Source organism: Sphingobium sp. 22B, from assembly GCF_001580035.1.
In the GTDB taxonomy this organism is placed as follows: Bacteria; Pseudomonadota; Alphaproteobacteria; order Sphingomonadales; family Sphingomonadaceae; genus Sphingobium; species Sphingobium fuliginis.
Genome location: NZ_LTAB01000002.1, coordinates 194,540 through 212,045 on the forward strand (window position 1 = coordinate 194,540; position 17,506 = coordinate 212,045).

General features: G+C 66.4%; 11 protein-coding genes. 2 read left to right on the forward strand and 9 right to left on the reverse strand.

Translation table 11 applies throughout. From position 1 onward, the window contains the following. Positions 1–2: 2 nt before the first annotated feature. From A0J57_RS03840 to A0J57_RS03870, 7 genes are all read right to left on the reverse strand, one after another. The gene (locus A0J57_RS03840) at positions 3–1,640 is read right to left on the reverse strand and encodes a DUF5597 domain-containing protein (protein WP_061933938.1); all 1,638 of its coding nucleotides are present in this window, start codon (positions 1,638–1,640) and stop codon (positions 3–5) included. Further along, on the reverse strand, positions 1,637–3,109 hold the full coding sequence (locus A0J57_RS03845; protein WP_061933940.1) for a mannitol dehydrogenase family protein: 1,473 nt from the start codon (positions 3,107–3,109) through the stop codon (positions 1,637–1,639). Before A0J57_RS03845 ends, A0J57_RS03840 begins: the two co-directional genes overlap by 4 nt. Next, positions 3,106–4,518: a glucuronate isomerase gene (uxaC, locus tag A0J57_RS03850; RefSeq protein WP_061933942.1), complete on the reverse strand. Its 1,413-nt coding sequence runs from the start codon at positions 4,516–4,518 to the stop codon at positions 3,106–3,108. Before uxaC ends, A0J57_RS03845 begins: the two co-directional genes overlap by 4 nt. Beyond that, the gene (locus A0J57_RS03855) at positions 4,515–5,792 is read right to left on the reverse strand and encodes an MFS transporter (RefSeq protein WP_061933944.1); all 1,278 of its coding nucleotides are present in this window, start codon (positions 5,790–5,792) and stop codon (positions 4,515–4,517) included. Before A0J57_RS03855 ends, uxaC begins: the two co-directional genes overlap by 4 nt. A gap of 128 nt (positions 5,793–5,920) precedes the next feature. After that, on the reverse strand, positions 5,921–7,132 hold the full coding sequence (gene manD / locus A0J57_RS03860; protein WP_025546910.1) for a D-mannonate dehydratase ManD: 1,212 nt from the start codon (positions 7,130–7,132) through the stop codon (positions 5,921–5,923). Positions 7,133–7,145: 13 nt separating this feature from the next. Further along, the gene (locus tag A0J57_RS03865) at positions 7,146–9,518 is read right to left on the reverse strand and encodes a glycoside hydrolase family 3 N-terminal domain-containing protein (protein WP_061933946.1); all 2,373 of its coding nucleotides are present in this window, start codon (positions 9,516–9,518) and stop codon (positions 7,146–7,148) included. Beyond that, complete coding sequence (locus tag A0J57_RS03870; RefSeq protein ID WP_061933949.1) at positions 9,515–11,890, reverse strand: glycoside hydrolase family 3 N-terminal domain-containing protein; 2,376 nt, start codon at positions 11,888–11,890, stop codon at positions 9,515–9,517. The genes A0J57_RS03865 and A0J57_RS03870 overlap by 4 nt, the downstream gene beginning before the upstream one ends. Positions 11,891–12,048: 158 nt before the next feature. Here A0J57_RS03870 and A0J57_RS03875 point away from each other — a divergent pair, with 158 nt between their 5' ends. Then, on the forward strand, positions 12,049–14,181 hold the full coding sequence (locus tag A0J57_RS03875) for an alpha-glucuronidase family glycosyl hydrolase (protein WP_061933950.1): 2,133 nt from the start codon (positions 12,049–12,051) through the stop codon (positions 14,179–14,181). A 40-nt stretch (positions 14,182–14,221) separates the two neighbouring features. Further along, positions 14,222–15,262, forward strand: coding sequence for a LacI family DNA-binding transcriptional regulator (locus A0J57_RS03880; RefSeq protein ID WP_061933951.1), 1,041 nt, complete (start codon positions 14,222–14,224; stop codon positions 15,260–15,262). Between the two features lie 77 nt (positions 15,263–15,339). Here the strand turns inward: A0J57_RS03880 and A0J57_RS03885 are convergent, their stop codons facing one another. Both A0J57_RS03885 and A0J57_RS03890 read right to left on the reverse strand, forming a co-directional pair. Continuing rightward, a complete protein-coding gene (locus tag A0J57_RS03885) occupies positions 15,340–15,753 on the reverse strand; it encodes a MarR family winged helix-turn-helix transcriptional regulator (protein WP_061933953.1) in 414 nt (137 codons plus the stop codon). 152 nt (positions 15,754–15,905) lie between these two features. Further along, positions 15,906–17,375, reverse strand: a complete 1,470-nt coding sequence (locus A0J57_RS03890) for a phosphotransferase family protein (protein ID WP_061933955.1) — start codon at positions 17,373–17,375, stop codon at positions 15,906–15,908. Positions 17,376–17,506: the final 131 nt, after the last annotated feature.

Consider the following 17,506-nt stretch of genomic DNA (forward strand, 5'->3'; position numbering starts at 1 on the left):
CTTTATTGGTAACGGTACAAACGGACCTTCTGGATCTGGAAGTTGCCGGCGGGCAGCCGGATATGGCGCCCCTGATGGGTCTGGTCGCCATTCAGCAATCGTCCGGCGATCCAGCGGCCCTGCGCGTCGAAATGCCCTTCCCAGGCGCTGTCGATCCCGGCGAGACCCGGTCCTGATCCCGCCGGGGCGAAGGTGACGGTGATGCCCTGCCCGGCGATCAGGTAATCCTCCGGCCCGGTCTGAATGACGATGCCGCCTGCGTTAACGGTATCAGGAGTGGCGACGGGTCTCTGGATGTCGGCGAAGGCGACGGTGAAGCGGTAATTGCCGATCGTCTCCGTCACCGGCTCATAGACCAGCGTTTCGTCATAGAGCGATTTCGGCCGGAAAGCCGACATTCGGCCCAGACCCTGCGCGGCGAGGATATGGGGGGCGAGCTGTTCCAGCAGGCCATAGGCCTCGCCCAGCGCCCCCGGCTTCTCGTCGATCGACTCGATGGAAAAGGGGCCGAAGCCGATCGCGTCCAGCTTGCCGATGGCGTAGAAGGCATTGCCGGGCACCTGCGGATGGTCGGCATTATTGGCTTCGGGGATGAACAGCGGATTGTCGGGCCGCTTGTAGATGTTCACGATGTCGACGAAGTTCGGGAAATAAATGTCGGGCGCCAGGAAATCGATGGCGGGCGCTCCCGCCTTCCACACGTCGATCAGGTGCGGCAGCGGCCCGCCGCTCGGATATTCGCCCGGCAGGCGACCGGGGCGGTTGAGCGCGACATTGACATACATGGGCATGGGATAGGCGCCCTTGCCCGCGCGGGTCAGGGCATCGGCAAAGCGCGCATAATGCCAGGCGGTGAAGATTTCCTCCGCCTGATGGCCGGGGCCGAACACTTCGGACCAGGTGCCGGCGGTCCTGTTCCCCTGCTCCTCCCACAGGCGCTTCATCTGCGGGACCAGCGTGTCGCGATGCTGCTGCAAATAGGTCATGAGTTCAGCGGGCACCGGCCCCCTGAAAGCGGCATCGGCGAGGGGACCATAGTCGCGGGCGACCGGCAGCATGCCTATCTCATTTTCCACCTGGGTCATCAGCACCGTATTCTGCCTGTCGTCCACGGCCCTGATGTGCGCCATCAGCGCGGCAAAGGCCTTCTGGTCGGCCTCCAGCGTCGCGGGCGCCATGGCGGAAAGGATTTCGACGCCCTGCCCATTGGGAAGCTGCGCGCGGGGGAAGCGGCTCTGGTCGCGCTTCACCCAGGCGGGGACGTAGGTCGACATGCTGTTCTTCCACGCGCCGAACCAGAGGATGACCAGCTTCAGGTCATTCGCCCGCGCGTCACGGATCAGCGCGTCCACCGAGGAAAAGTCGAACCTGCCCTCCTCCGGCTCGATCAGTTCCCAGGACACAGGGGCCAGCACGGTGTTGAGGTGCATGGCCTTCAGCCGCTTCCAGTGCGGCGCCATATAGGCCGCGCTCGACGCGCTGCTGTTGCCCAGCTCGCCCGCGATCAGCAGCATCGGCTTGCCCTGCACGCTGAGTTGGGTGGCGCTGCCCTGCCTGACGAGCCGGGGCGGTTCGGCCTGCGCCGTGGCGGCCAGCGCGAAGGCGGTGAGCGCGGCGCCGATCCTGGCGAATTGCATCATATTTTCTCCTGGAAGGTGGCGAGCGCGGCCAAGGCGCCCTGCGTTTCGAGGATGGCGAGCCACCGGGCCAGCGCCACGCGGAAAGCCGCATTCGCCGCCAATGCGGGCGGAACCACGGAGTCGAGGCGCAGGATCGCGGCGACCCGCTCCTCCGGCGTGTCGGCATCCGCGAGCCGGGCGGCGATCGTGCCTGCCAGCGGGTCGTCGACGACATGCGCCTTGCCGAGATCGTCCCGTCCCGCCTGCCAACGCACCCATGCCGCGACGGCCAGGGACAGCGCCCCTATCCCCTGCCCCGCCGCCAGCCTCGCGGCGATGGGGGCAAGCAGGCGCTGGGGCAGCTTCTGCGATCCGTCCATGGCGATCTGCCGCGTGCGATGGCGCAGCGTCGGATTGTCGAAGCGGGCCATCAACGCGTCACGATAGGCGGCGATGTCGAGTTCCGGTGGCGGCGACAGCGTCGTCTGCGCCTCATCCCACAGCGCCTCGACAAAGGCGCGTGCCGGGGGAAGCGCCAGCACGTCATGCACATGGTCGATGCCCGCAAGGCCGCCCAGATAGGCGATGCCGCTGTGGGCGCCGTTCAGCAGGCGCAGCTTCGCCTCCTCCCACGGGGCGACGGCCGCCGTCAGTTGCACCCCTGCCCCGAATTCCGGACGCGGGCCGCAAAATCGATCTTCGATTACCCATTGGATGAAGGGTTCGGTCTTGACCATCGCCCGGTCTTCCGCGTCCAGCCGTGCGGCGAGCGCGGCGACATCCTCCGGCGTGGTGGCGGGCACGATGCGGTCGACCATCGTCTCCGGGAAGGCCGCTTCTTCCGCGATCCACTCCGCCAGCACGGGATCATGGCGGCGCGCCAGCGCCAGCACGGCATTGCGCAACCGCTGCCCATTATGCGGCAGATTGTCGCAGGAAATCGCCGTGAAGGGCGGCAGACCCTGCGCCTTCCGCGTCGCCAGCGCCGCGACCAGATAGCCCGGCGCCGTCTGCGGCGCAGCGAGCGAGGCGAGATCGGCCGCCAGTTGCAGATCACCCTCGATCAGCGCGCCGGTAGCGGGGTCGAGCTTATAGCCCTTCTCGGTGATGGTCAGCGTCACGACATGGGTGTCGGGCGACGCCAGGGCGTCCAGCAGCGCCTGCGGCTCCTGCGGCGCGACGATGACCCGCTGGACCGCGCCGATGATCCGCGCCCGCCGGGATGCGCCGTCGCGCACCAGCATGGTGTAGAGGCCGTCCTGCGGCGCCATCTGGTCGCGCACCTGCGGCGAGCGCAGGGACGCGGCGACGATGCCCCAGCGCAGGTCGCCGGCATTCAGCACATCATCGAAGACCGCCGCCTGATGCGCGCGGTGGAAGGCGCCGATCCCCAGATGGACGACGCCGGCCTTCACCACGGCGCGATCATAGGCAGGCCGGATCACATCGGCGGGCAGCGTATCGAGCGTTGCGGAGCATAGTCGCCTCACAGCTTATAGGCCTGCTTCACAAGGTCGTAGGACAAGGCGCGGGCCAGTTCGAAAGCCTCGTCTTCTTCCAGCCGGTGTTCGGCCACCAGCCGCGCCAGCCAGGCGCAGTCCATCCGGCGCGCCATGTCGTGCCGCGCGGGAATCGACAGGAAGGCGCGGGTGTCGTCGTTGAAGCCGACCGTGTTGTAGAAGCCCGCCGTCTCGGTCGCGCGCTCGCGGAAGCGGCGCATTCCTTCCGGACTGTCATGGAACCACCAGGGCGGGCCCAGCTTCAGGGCGGGATAATGGCCCGCCAGCGGCGCGAGTTCGCGGGAATAAACATCCTCGTCCAGGGTGAAGAGGATCAGCGTCAGCCGCGGGTCATTGCCGTAGAGGTCGAGCAGGGGCTTGAGCGCCTGGACGAACTCTCCGGCCGCCGGAATGTCGCCGCCCTTGTCCCTGCCGAAACGCGCCAGCACGGCTGCATTATGGCTGCGATGCACGCCGGGATGGAGCTGCATCACCATGCCGTCCTCGATCGACATGCGCGCCATTTCCACCAGCATATGGCCACGGAACAATTCGGCGTCGCGGTCGCTGACGGGACCGGACATGACGCTGGCATAAAGCGCCTCGATCTCCGCCCTTCCGAGGTGCGCGGTGAAGGCGGTGGGGTGGCCATGATCGGTGGAGGTCGCCCCGGCGGCGCGGAAGTCTGCGCGACGCCTTTCATGGGCGCGCAGATAGCCGGCGAAGCTGCCCACATCCTCCCCCGCCATGGCGCAGAAGGCGCGGACATTGTCGGCAAAGCCGCGCACCGCCGGGTCCATCACCGGGTCCGGCCGATAGGCGGTGATCACCCTGCCGCCCCAGCCGGACGCCCGGATCGCCCGATGATGGTCGAGCGGGTCCAGCGGCCCTTCCGTGGTCGCGATGACCTCTATATCATAACGCTCGAACAGGGCGCGGGGACGGAAGCCGGGCGTCTTCAGCGCGGCGTCGATGATGTCGTAATAATGGTCGGCAGTCTCCGCCTCCAGCCGGACATCGATGCCGAAGGCTTCTGCGAAGACCCAGTCGAGCCACATGCGGGACGGCGTGCCGCGGAACAGGCGATAATGGGCGGCGAACCTGTGCCAGATGGCGCGGGGATCGGTTTCCGTGGGGCTGCCATCCTTGGTCGGAACGCCCAGCTCCTCCAGCTTCACGCCCTGGCTCATCAGCATGCGGAACACATAGTGATCCGGGACGATCAGCAGTTCGGACGGGTTGGCGAAGGGATCGTCATAGGCGAACCAGCGCGGATCGGTATGCCCATGCGGGCTGACGATGGGCAGGTCCCTGACGGTGGCATGGAGCGCGCGGGCGATGTCGCGGGTGCGCGGTTCGGCAGGGAAAAGGCGGTCGGGGTGGAGCTTCAGCGGCTTCATGAACGGGATTCCGAAAGGGTGACGGGCGCGTAGCGCGGCACGATGAGGTGGACGACCAGCAGCGCGATCAGATAGGCGCAGGCCGCGACGATGAAGATCGGCTGGAAGCTGCCGACGCTTTCCAGGATCATGCCGGCGAACTTCGCCATCAGCATGCCGCCGATGGCGCCCGACAGCCCGCCAAGGCCGACGACCGATCCCGCCATCCAGCGGGGAAAGAGGTCGCCCGGCAGCGCATAGACATTGGCGGAAAATCCCTGGTGCCCGGCGCAGGCAAGGCCGATCAGCCCGACCGCCACCCACAGGCCCGGCGCCTGCGCGGCGAAGGCGATGGGCAGGGCGCAGAGCGCGGCGCAGAACATGGCCGTCTTGCGGGCGCGGTTGATGCTCATGCCCCGGCCCATCAGTCGCGACGACAGCCAGCCGCCGGTGACGGACCCCACGTCCGCCAGCAGATAGACGGCGATCAGCGGCGGACCGAAGTCCAGCATCTTGACGCCATATTGCTTGTTGAAGAAGTCCGGCAGCCAGAAGAGGAAGGTCCACCACACCGGATCGATCAGGAAACGCGCGGCGATATAGGCCCAGGTCTGGCGATGGCGGAACAGGGCGCGCCATTTGACCGGGCGCTGCGGCTCCTGCGGGTCGGCTTCGATCCAGGCGAGTTCTTCCTGCGAGAGGGTCTTCTTCTCCCGCGGGCGGCGATAGAAGCCGATCCATGCCGCCAGCCAGACCACCGTCAGCAGGCCGGTCAGGATGAAGGCCCAGCGCCAGCCCATGGTGACGGCGATGACGGGCACGATCAGCGGCGTCAGGATCGCGCCGACATTGGACCCGGCATTGAAGATGCCGATGGCGAAGGCGCGCTCCTTCCTGGGGAACCACTCATTGGTCGCGGCGATGGCGGCGGGGAAGGTTCCCGCCTCCCCGATGGCGAGCGGAATGCGCGCAAGCAGCATCCCCGCCGTCGAGGTGAAGAAGATGTGCATGACGTGGCCGGCGGTCCACAATCCCACCGCCAGCGCATAGCCCGCCCGCGCCCCGATCCGGTCGATCAGCCGCCCGAAGAAGACATAGGCGATGCCGTAGCCCGCCTGGAACCAGATGGCGAGGTCGGCATAGCCGCTCTCGCTCCAGCCGTAGCGGGCCTGGAGATCGGGCTTGAGCGTCGGCAGGACCAGCCGGTCGACATAGCTCAGCACCACCGCCGCGAACAGCAGGGCGCAGACGATCCAGCGGACCTTGCCGGAGGGTTTGGGGATGGATCGGGTCATGGTCGGTCCCTATGATCCGTCATCCCCGCGCAGGCGGCGATCCGGTTCGCGCCCCATATCCAGCCGCAAGGCCGGGAGAGGGATACCCGCCCGCGCGGGGCTGACGGAGAAGGAGGGGCAGGCACGGATCACCAACTGAACATCGTGCCGTCTTCCAGCCGGTTCACCGGCAGGAAGGCGCGCTTATATTCATATCCGGCGGCCAGTTGCTCGTCGATGTCGACGCCCAGGCCCGGCGCCTCGCCCGGATGCATCATGCCGTCGGAGAAAGTGTAGGCATGGGGGAAGACCGCGTCGGTCTCGGGCGTGTGCCGCATATATTCCTGAATGCCGAAATTGGGCACGCTAAGGTCGAAATGCAGCGCGGCGGCCATGCAGACCGGCGACAGGTCGGTCGCGCCATGGCAGCCTGTGCGGACCTGATAGAGATCGGCCAGCGCGGCGATCCGTCGCAGATGGGTGATCCCGCCCGCATGCACCACGGTCGCGCGGATATAATCGATCAGCTGGTTCTGGATCAGGTCCTTCGCGTCCCAGATCGAATTGAAGATCTCCCCCACCGCCAGCGGCGCGGTGGTGTGCTGGCGGATCAGCCTGAACGCCTCCTGATTTTCCGCCGGCGTCGCATCCTCCAGCCAGAAGGGGCGATATGGCTCCAGGTCCCGGCCCAGACGTCCGGCCTCTATGGGGGTCAGGCGGTGATGGATGTCGTGCAGCAGATGCACGTCCCAGCCCAGCGCTTCGCGGGCGGCCTTGAAGAGTTCGGGAACGACGCGAAGATATTTGGACGTGTTCCAGACATTTTCGGTCGGCAGGTCGGCATCGGCGGGTTCGTAGAAATATTTGTCCTTCGACACGCCATAGGTCGACGCCATGCCCGGCACGCCGCATTGCAGGCGGATCGCCTTGTAACCCTGCGCCCGATATTCCAGCGCGGCGTTGATCGTATCCTCTATGGTCGTGCCGTTGGCGTGACCATAGACCATCACCCCCTCCCGGCTGGCCCCGCCCAGGAGCTGATAGACGGGCAGGCCCGCAATCTTGCCCTTGATGTCCCACAGCGCCATGTCGACCGCGGCAATGGCGGTCATGGTGACGGGACCGCGCCGCCAATAGGCGCCCTTGTAGAGATATTGCCAGATGTCCTCGATCCGGTGCGCGTCCCGCCCGATCAGACAGGGAACGACATGGTCGGCCAGATAGCTCCCCACCGCCAATTCGCGGCCGTTGAGCGTCGCATCGCCCACGCCATGGACGCCCTCATCGGTGATGATCTTGAGCGTGACGAAATTGCGGCCGGGGCAGGTGACGATGACCTTGGCATCGATGATCTTGGGCATTGGATGATCCTGTTCAGATGATTTCGAGCGTGGTTTTCTGGAGATTTTCACTGTCCGGCCCGGTCATGACGTCGAACAGGCCGGGTTCGACCACTTCCTCCATGTCGAGATTCCAGAGCGCGAAGGCGGCGGGGCCCAGCGTCATGCGCACGGCGCGGCTCTCGCCGGGGGCCAGCGTTATGCGTTCGAAGCCCTTCAGTTCCCTGATCGGCCGGGTGACGCTGGCGGTCTGGTCGCGAACGTAAAGCTGCACGACCGCATCCCCTGCCCTCTGCCCGGCATTGCGGACGTCGACCTCCACCGTCACCTCGCCGCCCGTGCCGATGCGCGGCGACGACAGGCGGGGCGGCCCGAATTCGAAACGGGTGTAGCTGAGGCCGAAGCCGAAGGGGAAGAGCGGCGAAATATCCTCGAACACATAGCCGCGCCGGGCCGATGGCTTGCGGTTGTAGAAGATCGGTATCTGCCCCGCGTCGCGCGCCACCGTGACGGGCAGCTTCGCGCCGGGATTGACGTCCCCGAACAGGATGTCGGCCATGGCGGTGCCGCCCTCCTGCCCCGGATACCAGCACTCCAGCAGCGCATTGGCGCCATCTGCGACCATGGGATAGCTGGGCGGGCGGCCGTTGATGGCGCACACCACCACCGGCTTGCCTGTCGCCTTCAGCGCGGCGAACAGGGCGTTCTGCTCGCCCAGCAGGTCCAGGCTCGTGCGGTCGCCCAGATGGTTCTTCGCAAAGCCTTCCCGGCTGGTCTGTTCCGTGTCGCCGATGGCGAGCAGGACGATGTCCGCCGTCTTCGCGACCTCGACCGCCTGCGCGATCAGGGCGCGGTTCTCCGCCGGGTCCGCCAGCAGCACCTCGTCCGCAGAGCGATCCTCGCTCCGCGTGATGAAGACGCCCTGGGCATGGACGACCTCCGCCTTGCCCCTGAGCTTCGCCTGCACGCCTTCCAGCAGGGAGACGGTCTGGCGCGGGACGCTGCTATAACCGCCCAGTCGCGCAATGGCGGCATTGGGACCGATCACCGCAACCCGCCGGTGCGCGCCGGGCGTGAGCGGCAGCGTGCCGTCATTGCCGAGCAGCACGATGGAGCGATGCGCCGCCTTCAGCGCCAGCGCGCGCGCCTCCGCATTGCCGGTCAGCCGCTCATGATCCTTGCGCGGCCAGGGATTTTCGAACAGACCCGCACGGAACTTGAGCGTCAGCATCCGGGTGCAGGCCAGATCGACCGCCTCAAGCGGCACCTTGCCCGCCCGGACCTGTTCGACGAGCGTCCGATAGGTCTGGCCATCGGGCAGTTCGCAATCGACGCCCGCCCGCAGCGCGGCGCGCGCCGCCGCCTCCGGGTCGGGCTGGACATGGTGGATGCTGTCCAGTTCGTGGACCGCGCCATAGTCGCTGACCACGGCGCCGTCGAAACGCCATTCGCCGCGCAATATGTCGTTCAGCAGCCAGCGGTTCTGGTGCGAAGGCACGCCGTCTATCTCATTATAGGACGGCATGACGGCGGCGATGCCGGTGCGCTTCACCACCTCCCGGAAGGGTGGAAAGAAATTCTCGCGCAGTTCCCGTTCGGAGATCGGCGCGGGCGCGATATTCTCGCCGCTCTGGGGTTGGCCGTGGCCGGTCATGTGCTTGAGCGTCGCCATGACCTTGTCCGGGCCGATCCGCCTGCTCTCGCCCTGAAGGCCGCGCACGGCGGCCACGCCCATCTCGGCGCAGAGATAGGGGTCTTCGCCGAAGGTCTCCTCGATCCGGCCCCAGCGCGGGTCGCGGGCAATGTCGACCACCGGCGACAGCGCCAGATGGACGCCGCGCGCCCGCACCTCGCGGGCGATGACGGACTGAACCTCCTCCATCAACTGGCGGTCGAAACTGCCCGCGAGCCCGATCGCCATGGGGAACATGGTCGCCTCTGTCGCCATGAGCCCGTGCAGCGCCTCCTCATGGAACAGCACCGGAATGCCGAGCCGCGTCTCCTCCGTCGCCCATTTCTGGACGGCGGTGATGAAGGCGACGGTATCGGCGGGCGTCCGCCAGCGCGCGCCCACGCCGCCCGCCTGGGTCGATCCGTTCGGCGCGCCGCGGCGGTCGGACGGGCGGGTGATCTGGCCGAAGCCGTCGGGATAGGCCTTGCTCGCCTTGGCGGGAGAGAAGGTCAGATCGTCCATGATGTCGGCCTTGGTCGCCCAGAGCGCGATGATCTGGCCAACCTTTTCCTCCAGCGTCATGCGCGCCAGCAGGTCCCTGACGCGCAGGTCGATGGGGGCGGAAGCATCCTTGTAGAGCGGCCCGCCCCTCCCCTTCGCGGCGGCGGGCGCGGCGGCGAGCAGCGAGGTCGAAGCGAGCAGGCCCAGCGCCTGCCGGCGCGCGAAACCGTTCATGGCACCACCGTCAGCGTTGCCGATTTGAGCGCGACCGAACTGTTGCCGGTCATGATCTCGAAATCGCCCGGCTCGACCACGCGGTCCATATGATCGTTCCACATCCGCAGCGCTTCCGGCCCGACCGTGAAGGTCACCGTGCGAACCTCGCCGGGCTTCAGCGTCACGCGCTGAAATCCCTTCAGTTCCTTGATCGGCCGGGTGACGGAACTGACCTTGTCCCGCACATATAATTGGACGACCTCGTCGCCCTCTCGCTGGCCGCCATTGCGCACGTCGACCGACACGCTGGTCGTGCCGCCGACGCCGATCTTCGCGGCCGACAGTCGCGGCGCGGACAGGTCGAAGCTCGTATAGCTGAGGCCGAAACCGAAGGGGTAGAGCGGATCGGTCGTATCGAAAAGATAGCCGCGCCGCGCGCTGGGCTTCGCATTGTAGAACATCGGCAATTGCCCCGCCGAGCGCGGAATGGTCACCGGCAGCTTGCCGCCCGGATTGACGTCCCCGAACAGCACGTCCGCCACGGCATGGCCGCCCTGCTCGCCCAGATACCAGCCCTCCAGAATGGCGTCCGCCTGTTCCGAAACCTTGACGGTGGAGGCAGGGCGGCCGTTGATGAGCACCACGGCGATCGGCTTACCCAGCGCCTTCAGCGCGTCGAACAGGTCCTGCTGCTCCCCCACCAGGTCCAGGCTGGGCCGGTCGCCCAGATGATTGTCGGCCCAGCCTTCCCGGCTCGACTGTTCCGTGTCGCCCAGCGTCAGGACGATGCGATCGGCATGACGGGCCGCCTCGACCGCCTGCGCGATCAGGCGGCGGTTTTCGGCGGGATCGGACCGGACGACCTTGTCGGCCCACCAATCGTCATTCTCCGTGATCCTGACGCCCTGCGCGAAGACGATCTTCGCCCGGGTTCCGGCTTTGGCCCTGATGCCTTCGAGGATCGAGACGCTATGCGGCGGCTGGCCATAATAGCCGCCCAGCCGCGCCACGGCGGCGCTGGGGCCGATGACGGCGATGCTGCCCTCCGGCTTCAGCGGCAGCATGCCGTCATTCTTGAGCAGGGTGATGGAGCGCTGCGCCGCCTTGAGCGCCAATGCGCGGGCCTGCGCATTATTGGTGATCTTCTCCGACGCCGCCGCATCGGCATAGGGATTTTCGAACAGGCCCGCGCGGAATTTCAGTTCCAGCATGCGCCGCACGGCACGGTCGACCAGTGCCTCGCTGATCCTGCCCTCGCGCACCTGCCGGCCGAGCGTCGCATAGGAGAGGCCATCGGGCAGGTCCGCATCCACGCCCGCATCCAGTGCGCGCCCCGCCGCCTGTTCCAGATCGCCGGCAATATGGTGGATGCTCATCAACTGGTCGATCGCCGAATAGTCGCTGACCACCGCGCCCCTGAAGCCCCATTCGCCGCGCAGCACATCGCGCAGCAGCCAGCGATTGGCGTGGGAGGGCACGCCGTCGATTTCATTATAGCTGGCCATCACCGCCTCGATCCCGGTGCGTTTCACCACCTGTTCGAAGGGCGGAAAGAAATTCTCGCGCAGTTCGCGTTCGGAAACCGGCGCAGGACCGACATTGGTGCCGCTTTCGGGCTGGCCATGGCCTGTCAGATGCTTGAGCGTCGCGAACACCTTGCCCGGCGGCAGCAGGCGCGAACGCCCCTTGCCCTGCAGCCCCTCGACAGCGGCCACCCCCATTTCTCCGACCAGATAGGGGTCTTCGCCATAGGTTTCCTCGATCCGGCCCCAGCGCGGATCGCGGGCGATGTCGACCACGGGGGAAAGGACGAGGCTGACGCCGCGCGAGCGGATTTCGCGGGCGATGACGGCATTCACCTCGCGCAGCATGTCAGGGTCCCAGGATGAGGCCAGGGCAATCGACTGCGGAAAGCTGGTAGCGCCAACAGCCGCATAGCCGTGCAGTCCTTCCTCATGGAACAGGATCGGAATGCCCAGCCGCGTCCGCGTCGTCGCCCAGCGTTGCAGCGCATTGACCAGCGCCACTGTCTGGCGCGGATTTCGGCCGGGAACTTCGCGGGGGGAAAAGGCCCCCTTGGCATCGGACGGGCGGGTGAACTGCCCCATGCCATGGGGAAAGATCTGCGCCAGTTTCGATGGGTCGAGCTGCAACCTGTCGTCGAAAATCTTGACCTTGTCGGTCCACACCGCCGTGATCTGGGCGATTTTCTCCTCCAGCGTCATGCGGGAGAGCAGATCGTCGACCCGCGATTCGATGGGGGCGGAAGCATCCTTGTAGAGCGGACGCGCGCCCGTCGACGCAGGCGCCGCCAGAACGGGGACGGCGGGCGTCGCGACCGTCAGCGTCAGCAGCGAAACCGCGCCCAACAGCTTGCGGAACCGGATCACGAAACAGCCTCTCCCCTTTTTTGCGGCGGCTTCCAGCTTTTTGCTTGCCGCATCCCAACTGATAGCGTTAACATTGCTCAGACAAGAGCGGCCTGTCAATGCCCTTCGATCCGAAGCGTCGGTTCGGGTGAAGACGGGAAGGAGAGGAAAGGGGATCTATGTTCGCGCGTCTGTTCTGCTGGACCGTCGCCACCGCCGTGATGACGGCGCCCGCCATGGCGGAGGACGGCTATGATCTGTGGCTGCGGCACGAAAAGGTGCAGGATGGCGGCAATCTGGCGCGGCACGCCACGGCGATCGTTGCGCCGGGCCGCGGTGCGACCGCACTGGCCGCCCGCGATGAATTGATGCGCGGCCTTGCGGGCGCGAATGGCGCGGCGCCGGCGCTGGCTGACAAGCCCATGAATGGCGCGATCTGGCTGGCGACTCCGGCTTCCGCCCCCGATCTGCCGGTGAAGCTCGATGGGCTGGGCGAAGAGGGCTATGCCATTCGCTCGGTCGCGCTGGACGGCCAGTCCGTGACGGTGATCGCGGCCAATGGCGATGCCGGACTTCTTTATGGGGCCTATGCCTATTTGCGGCTGGCGGAAACGGGCGCCCCGCTGGACCGGCTCGACATTCGCAGCGCGCCGCGCATGAAGCTGCGCTTGCTCAACCATTGGGACAATCTGGATGGCACGGTGGAGCGCGGCTATGCCGGTCAATCCATCTGGGACTGGTGGCGCCTTCCCGACTGGAAGGGGCCGCGATACGCCGACTATGCCCGCGCCAATGCCTCCATCGGCATCAACGGCACGGTCCTCAACAATGTGAACGCCAGGTCCGACAGCCTGACCGCGCCCTATATCGCCAAGGCGGCGGCGCTGGCGGACGTGTTCCGGCCCTATGGCATCAAGGTCTATCTGTCGGTGAAATGGACCGCGCCGATGGAGCTGTCCGGCCTCGGGACCGCCGATCCGCTCGACCCGGCAGTCGCCGCCTGGTGGAAGGCGAAGGCCGACGAGATCTACAGGGCCATTCCCGATTTCGGCGGCTTCCTGGTGAAGGCGAACAGCGAAGGGCAGCCGGGGCCGCAGGATTACAGGCGCACCCATGCCGATGGCGCGAACATGCTGGCCGCGGCCGTGAAGCCGCATGGCGGCATCGTGATGTGGCGCGCCTTCGTCTATGCGCATGACAATCCGGACGACCGCGCCAAGCAGGCCTATAACGACTTCAAGCCGCTGGACGGCCAGTTCGCGGACAATGTGCTGGTGCAGGTGAAGAACGGCGCGATCGACTTCCAGCCGCGCGAACCCTTCCATCCTCTGTTCGGCGCCATGCCCCGGACGCCGCTGATGATGGAATTCCAGATCACCAAGGAATATCTGGGCCAGTCGACCCACCTCACCTATCTCGGCCCCTTGTTCGAGGAGACGCTGAAAAGCGACACCTTCGCCCGCGGCAAGGGGTCGACCGTGGCCAGGGTGATCGACGGGTCGCTGGAGGGCCACAAGCTGACTGGCATTGCCGGCGTCGCCAATATCGGCGCCGACCGCGACTGGAGCGGATCGATCTTCAACCAGGCGGACTGGTACGCCTTCGGCCGCCTTGCCTGGGACCCGGATCTGTCGGCGGAGGCGATCGCACGCGAATGGGCGGCGCAGACTTTCTCGACGGATGCGAAGGTGGTCGATCCGGTGGTCGCCATGATGATGGGATCCCGGGAGGCGGCGGTCGACTATATGACCCCGCTCGGCCTGTCCCATGTCATGGGCACCGGCCATCATTACGGCCCGGCTCCCTGGATTTCAGAGCTTGCCCGGCCCGAATGGAACCCGGTCTATTATCATAAGGCGGACGCGCAGGGGATCGGCTTCGACCGGACGAGGACCGGCAGCAACGCCATCGCCCAATATGCCCCGCCGGTCGCCAGGATGCTCGCCAACCCGAAGACGACGCCGGAACGCGACCTCCTCTGGTTCCACCATGTCGGCTGGGATGCGAAGCTGAAATCGGGCGAAACCCTGTGGAACGGCCTCATCCGCCATTATGACGCGGGGGTAGCCTATGTCGCGGCCATGCGCAGGACGTGGGACAGCCTGCGTCCCCATGTCGATGCGGAACGCTTCGCCCAGACGCAGTCCTTCCTCGGCATCCAGCATCGCGAGGCGAAATGGTGGCGCGATGCCAGCATCGCCTATTTCCAGACGCTGTCCAAACGCCCGCTGCCGGCGGGCACGGCACCGCCGGAACATGATCTGAACTGGTACAAATCGCTCGCTTTCCCCTATGCGCCGGGCAATCCATGACTGGCTTTCAATGGCCGCAAAGGCTAGGCGGTGAACGACCATGAACGAACGTAAGCCGCCGACAATCCGGGAAGTCGCAGCGCGGGCCGGCGTGTCCGTGATGACCGTGTCGCGCGTCGCGAACAAGCAGAGCTGGGTCAGCCCCCAGACCCGAGCCCGGGTGGAAAAGGCGATCGCGGAACTGAACTATGCGCCCAATGTCTCCGCCCGGGCGCTGGCCGGGGGCGACGACCGGCGAGTGGCGCTGCTTTACCGCAATACGACGACCTCCGCCTATCTGGGCGAACTGTTGCTGGGCGGGTTGGACGAGGCGGCGAAGCATCACCTCCACCTGGTGGTGGAACAGTGCGAGATGGGCGCCACGGCGCAGGACATCGTCGCCCAGGTTCTTCAGGCGCGCGTTTCCGGCGTCATCGTGCCGCCGCCCCTGTGCGACTGGGACGAACTGGCGCAGGCGCTCGGGCGGCAGGGCATTCCCTGGGTCGCGATCGCGCCGGACGAGAACCATGGCATGATGGTGGTCGCGATAGACGACCGCCAGGCCGCGAGCGAGATGACGCGGCATCTGATCGACCTCGGCCACCGCCGCATCGCCTTCATCCAGGGCAATCCCCAGCACCGTTCCAGCGCGCGACGGCTGGAGGGCTTTCGCGTCGCCATGACCGCGCAGGGCCTGCCGGTTGAGGAAGATTATATCGTCGAGGGCGATTTCAGCTACCGGTCCGGGCTGGAGGCGGCGGCGCATCTGCTGAGCCTGAAGACGCCGCCGACAGCGATCTTCGCCTGCAACGACGATATGGCCGCGGCGACCATCACCATCGCGCATCAGCGTCAGATCAACGTGCCGGCCGATCTGACGGTCTGCGGTTTCGACGACACGCCGCTTGCCGCCGCGATCTGGCCCACGCTCACCACCATCCGCCAGCCGATTCGCGACATGAGCCGGGCCGCCATGACCCTGCTGGCGGAAGCCATGAAGGGCGGGGAAGAAGTGGACGGGCGGGGGTTGGCGCGACTGGACTACAGCCTGGTCCGCCGGCAATCCGACGCGGTTCCGCGCCTGCACCACCGACGGGGGTAGCGGGCCGGGCCCGCAAGCCATGTCCTGCCGCAAGGGCTGGAGCAGCTTTCCACCGCTATCCTGGGACCTGAAATTTCCTAGGCAAAGCGCGCCAGCAACTGGTTGAGCAGCGGACGCAAGCGGCGTATCTCATCGCGATGCGTGGCCGACAGCTTCGCCAGCAGGTCCAGCGCGCCCGGCGTCAATTGCAATTGCGCGCGCCGCCGGTCCGTGGCGCTGGCATGGCGCGTCACCAGCCCCAGCTTTTCCAGCCGGTCGACCAGCCCCGTCGCGCTGTGGGGCTTCAGCAACAGTCGCCGCGCGACATAGCCGACGGTCGCATCCTCGGCCGGCGCGGCGCGCAGTGCGAGCAAGGCCTGATGCTGCTGCGGGGTGAGTCCCACCCTGGCCGCCCGCTCGCTGCTGAACGCCTGGAACTGTCGCAGAGCGAAGCGGAATTCCGCCAGCGCCGCATAATCTTCATCCTGCAATATGGCGCCGTCTGCTTCCATCTGACCTTCATCTTCATATATCGCGTCGCGATTTGATCGCGCAGCCTGACAGCATCAAAGAAGGATTTGCATGATTCGGGAACCCCCGCGTCGGTCCCGGCGCGATTTCTACCGGCGGCAGAGGAACATCGGCGCGTGCGGGCGATCTGCGGCTAGCCTGCCGGACTGACGGCGTCATTGAAATAAGGCATGGCCACATAGGTGATCAGGCCATTGGCGGATCCCACCCGCCCTTCCGAAAAGGCATTCATCGCCTTCGCGGTCAGCCAGGCGTTGCGAAGGGCGCCCCAGGGCCTGAACAACTCAAGTCGTTGCTCTGAAACGGCATTGCCCCCGCACCGATAATATTCCTCGAGAAAGTCAGTCCAGGGCATGACCTGCTCGACAGCCGACCGGCAATAGGCAAGGTCTTCCGCAGGATCGCCCAGCAACGCCAGTTCCCAGTCGAGCACCGCGCTGACGCCATTCCCGTCCGCGAGCAGGTTGTGGGGCCCGAAGTCGCTATGGACAAGGGCCTCCGCCGGGGCGACATGATCGCTGTCTGCATGGATCCGGGCGAAGGCCATTTCGATCCGGGGCGACACCTCCCTCGTGTTCGCGCGCCATTCGTCCCATGCCTGCCTGATGCGCCTGCGCAGGCGATCCGCAGGAGAAATCCCGCCGCCCAGAAGCGCCGGAGGCAAGTGGGAAACAGGTGTCGCATGTATCCGGGCGAGAATTCCCGCCAAGCTGCGCACATGGGCGGGATCGGCATCGATGAAGCCGAATGCGCTGCCCATGGGTTTCCCCGCCACGCGATCGGTCAGGATGAACGGCGGGCCCAGTTCCGAATTGTCGCGCTCACACAGGAAAAGCGTCGGCACCGGAACGCCCTGTTGCTTCAGCAGGCGCAGCAAGGGCGCCTCCTCGCTGACGCGCGTCCGTATGAAGGCGCTCTCAATATCCTGACGCAAGACCAGGGAAGATCCGGCTTCGAATCCCGACGCGGTGATGAAGATCGTCGATTTCGAACGGCCTCCCGGCAGGACATTGACCGAACCCACCTCGATCTTCGCGAATTCCGGCGCCGCCCGCCGCAAATATCCCGTGACGACATCCGGCTGAAGCCGGTCGCGCACCTGCTGGAGCGAGGAAATGTCGATGTCCGTGGCCTGCGCGACATAGGCCACCGCATCCGCTTCCCGCGCGCCCCAGCGGGCTTCCTGTTCCTCTATCGCGGCAAGCAGCCGGGAGGCGGCATCGGCTTTGGTCCCTTGCCCGCCGGCCCTGTCGGACAAAGCCGGGATCGAGGCCGCCAATGCAGCCCGGATGTCGAGGAGCCGGGCGAACGCGCCGCCCTCCCCTCCCGCGTCATGGGCCACATCCGATCCCCGGCCCAGAAGGTCGTCCGCACATGCGGCAAGCCGCTGATATTCGGTGCAGCTCTCGGCCGCGACATGCTCCAGCGGGCCCAACTGCGCGGCAAGCCGCAGCAGCGTGGGCCGCAGCAACGACACGATCTCCAGCGCTTCGCCATCAAGCTGCGGCTCGACATATTTGGCAAGGTCGCGCGCCGCCACGCCCAGCAACTGGCTGATCCGGTTCAGCGGCGCCCGGCTGGATGGGCTCTCCTGACGGTCCATCTCAGCTTCCCTGATGCAAGGATCGGGAGAGGGCCATGCGTCGGCCGCCCGATGCTCCCATGGAATATGGGATGGGAGATGTCGTTCCGCCGGTCATGTTTCTCTCCGCTGCCCGGGCATCAAGGTTCCGT

What these genes read in the sequence shown, in the direction of transcription:
- A0J57_RS03875 (WP_061933950.1), top strand. Translation starts at nt 12,049, where the DNA reads ATGTTCGCGCGTCTGTTCTGCTGGACCGTCGCCACCGCCGTGATGACG.
- uxaC (WP_061933942.1), bottom strand. Translation starts at nt 4,518, where the DNA reads ATGAAGCCGCTGAAGCTCCACCCCGACCGCCTTTTCCCTGCCGAACCG.
- A0J57_RS03840 (WP_061933938.1), bottom strand. Translation starts at nt 1,640, where the DNA reads ATGATGCAATTCGCCAGGATCGGCGCCGCGCTCACCGCCTTCGCGCTG.
- A0J57_RS03855 (WP_061933944.1), bottom strand. Translation starts at nt 5,792, where the DNA reads ATGACCCGATCCATCCCCAAACCCTCCGGCAAGGTCCGCTGGATCGTC.
- A0J57_RS03890 (WP_061933955.1), bottom strand. Translation starts at nt 17,375, where the DNA reads ATGGACCGTCAGGAGAGCCCATCCAGCCGGGCGCCGCTGAACCGGATC.
- A0J57_RS03865 (WP_061933946.1), bottom strand. Translation starts at nt 9,518, where the DNA reads ATGAACGGTTTCGCGCGCCGGCAGGCGCTGGGCCTGCTCGCTTCGACC.
- A0J57_RS03880 (WP_061933951.1), top strand. Translation starts at nt 14,222, where the DNA reads ATGAACGAACGTAAGCCGCCGACAATCCGGGAAGTCGCAGCGCGGGCC.
- manD (WP_025546910.1), bottom strand. Translation starts at nt 7,132, where the DNA reads ATGCCCAAGATCATCGATGCCAAGGTCATCGTCACCTGCCCCGGCCGC.
- A0J57_RS03885 (WP_061933953.1), bottom strand. Translation starts at nt 15,753, where the DNA reads ATGGAAGCAGACGGCGCCATATTGCAGGATGAAGATTATGCGGCGCTG.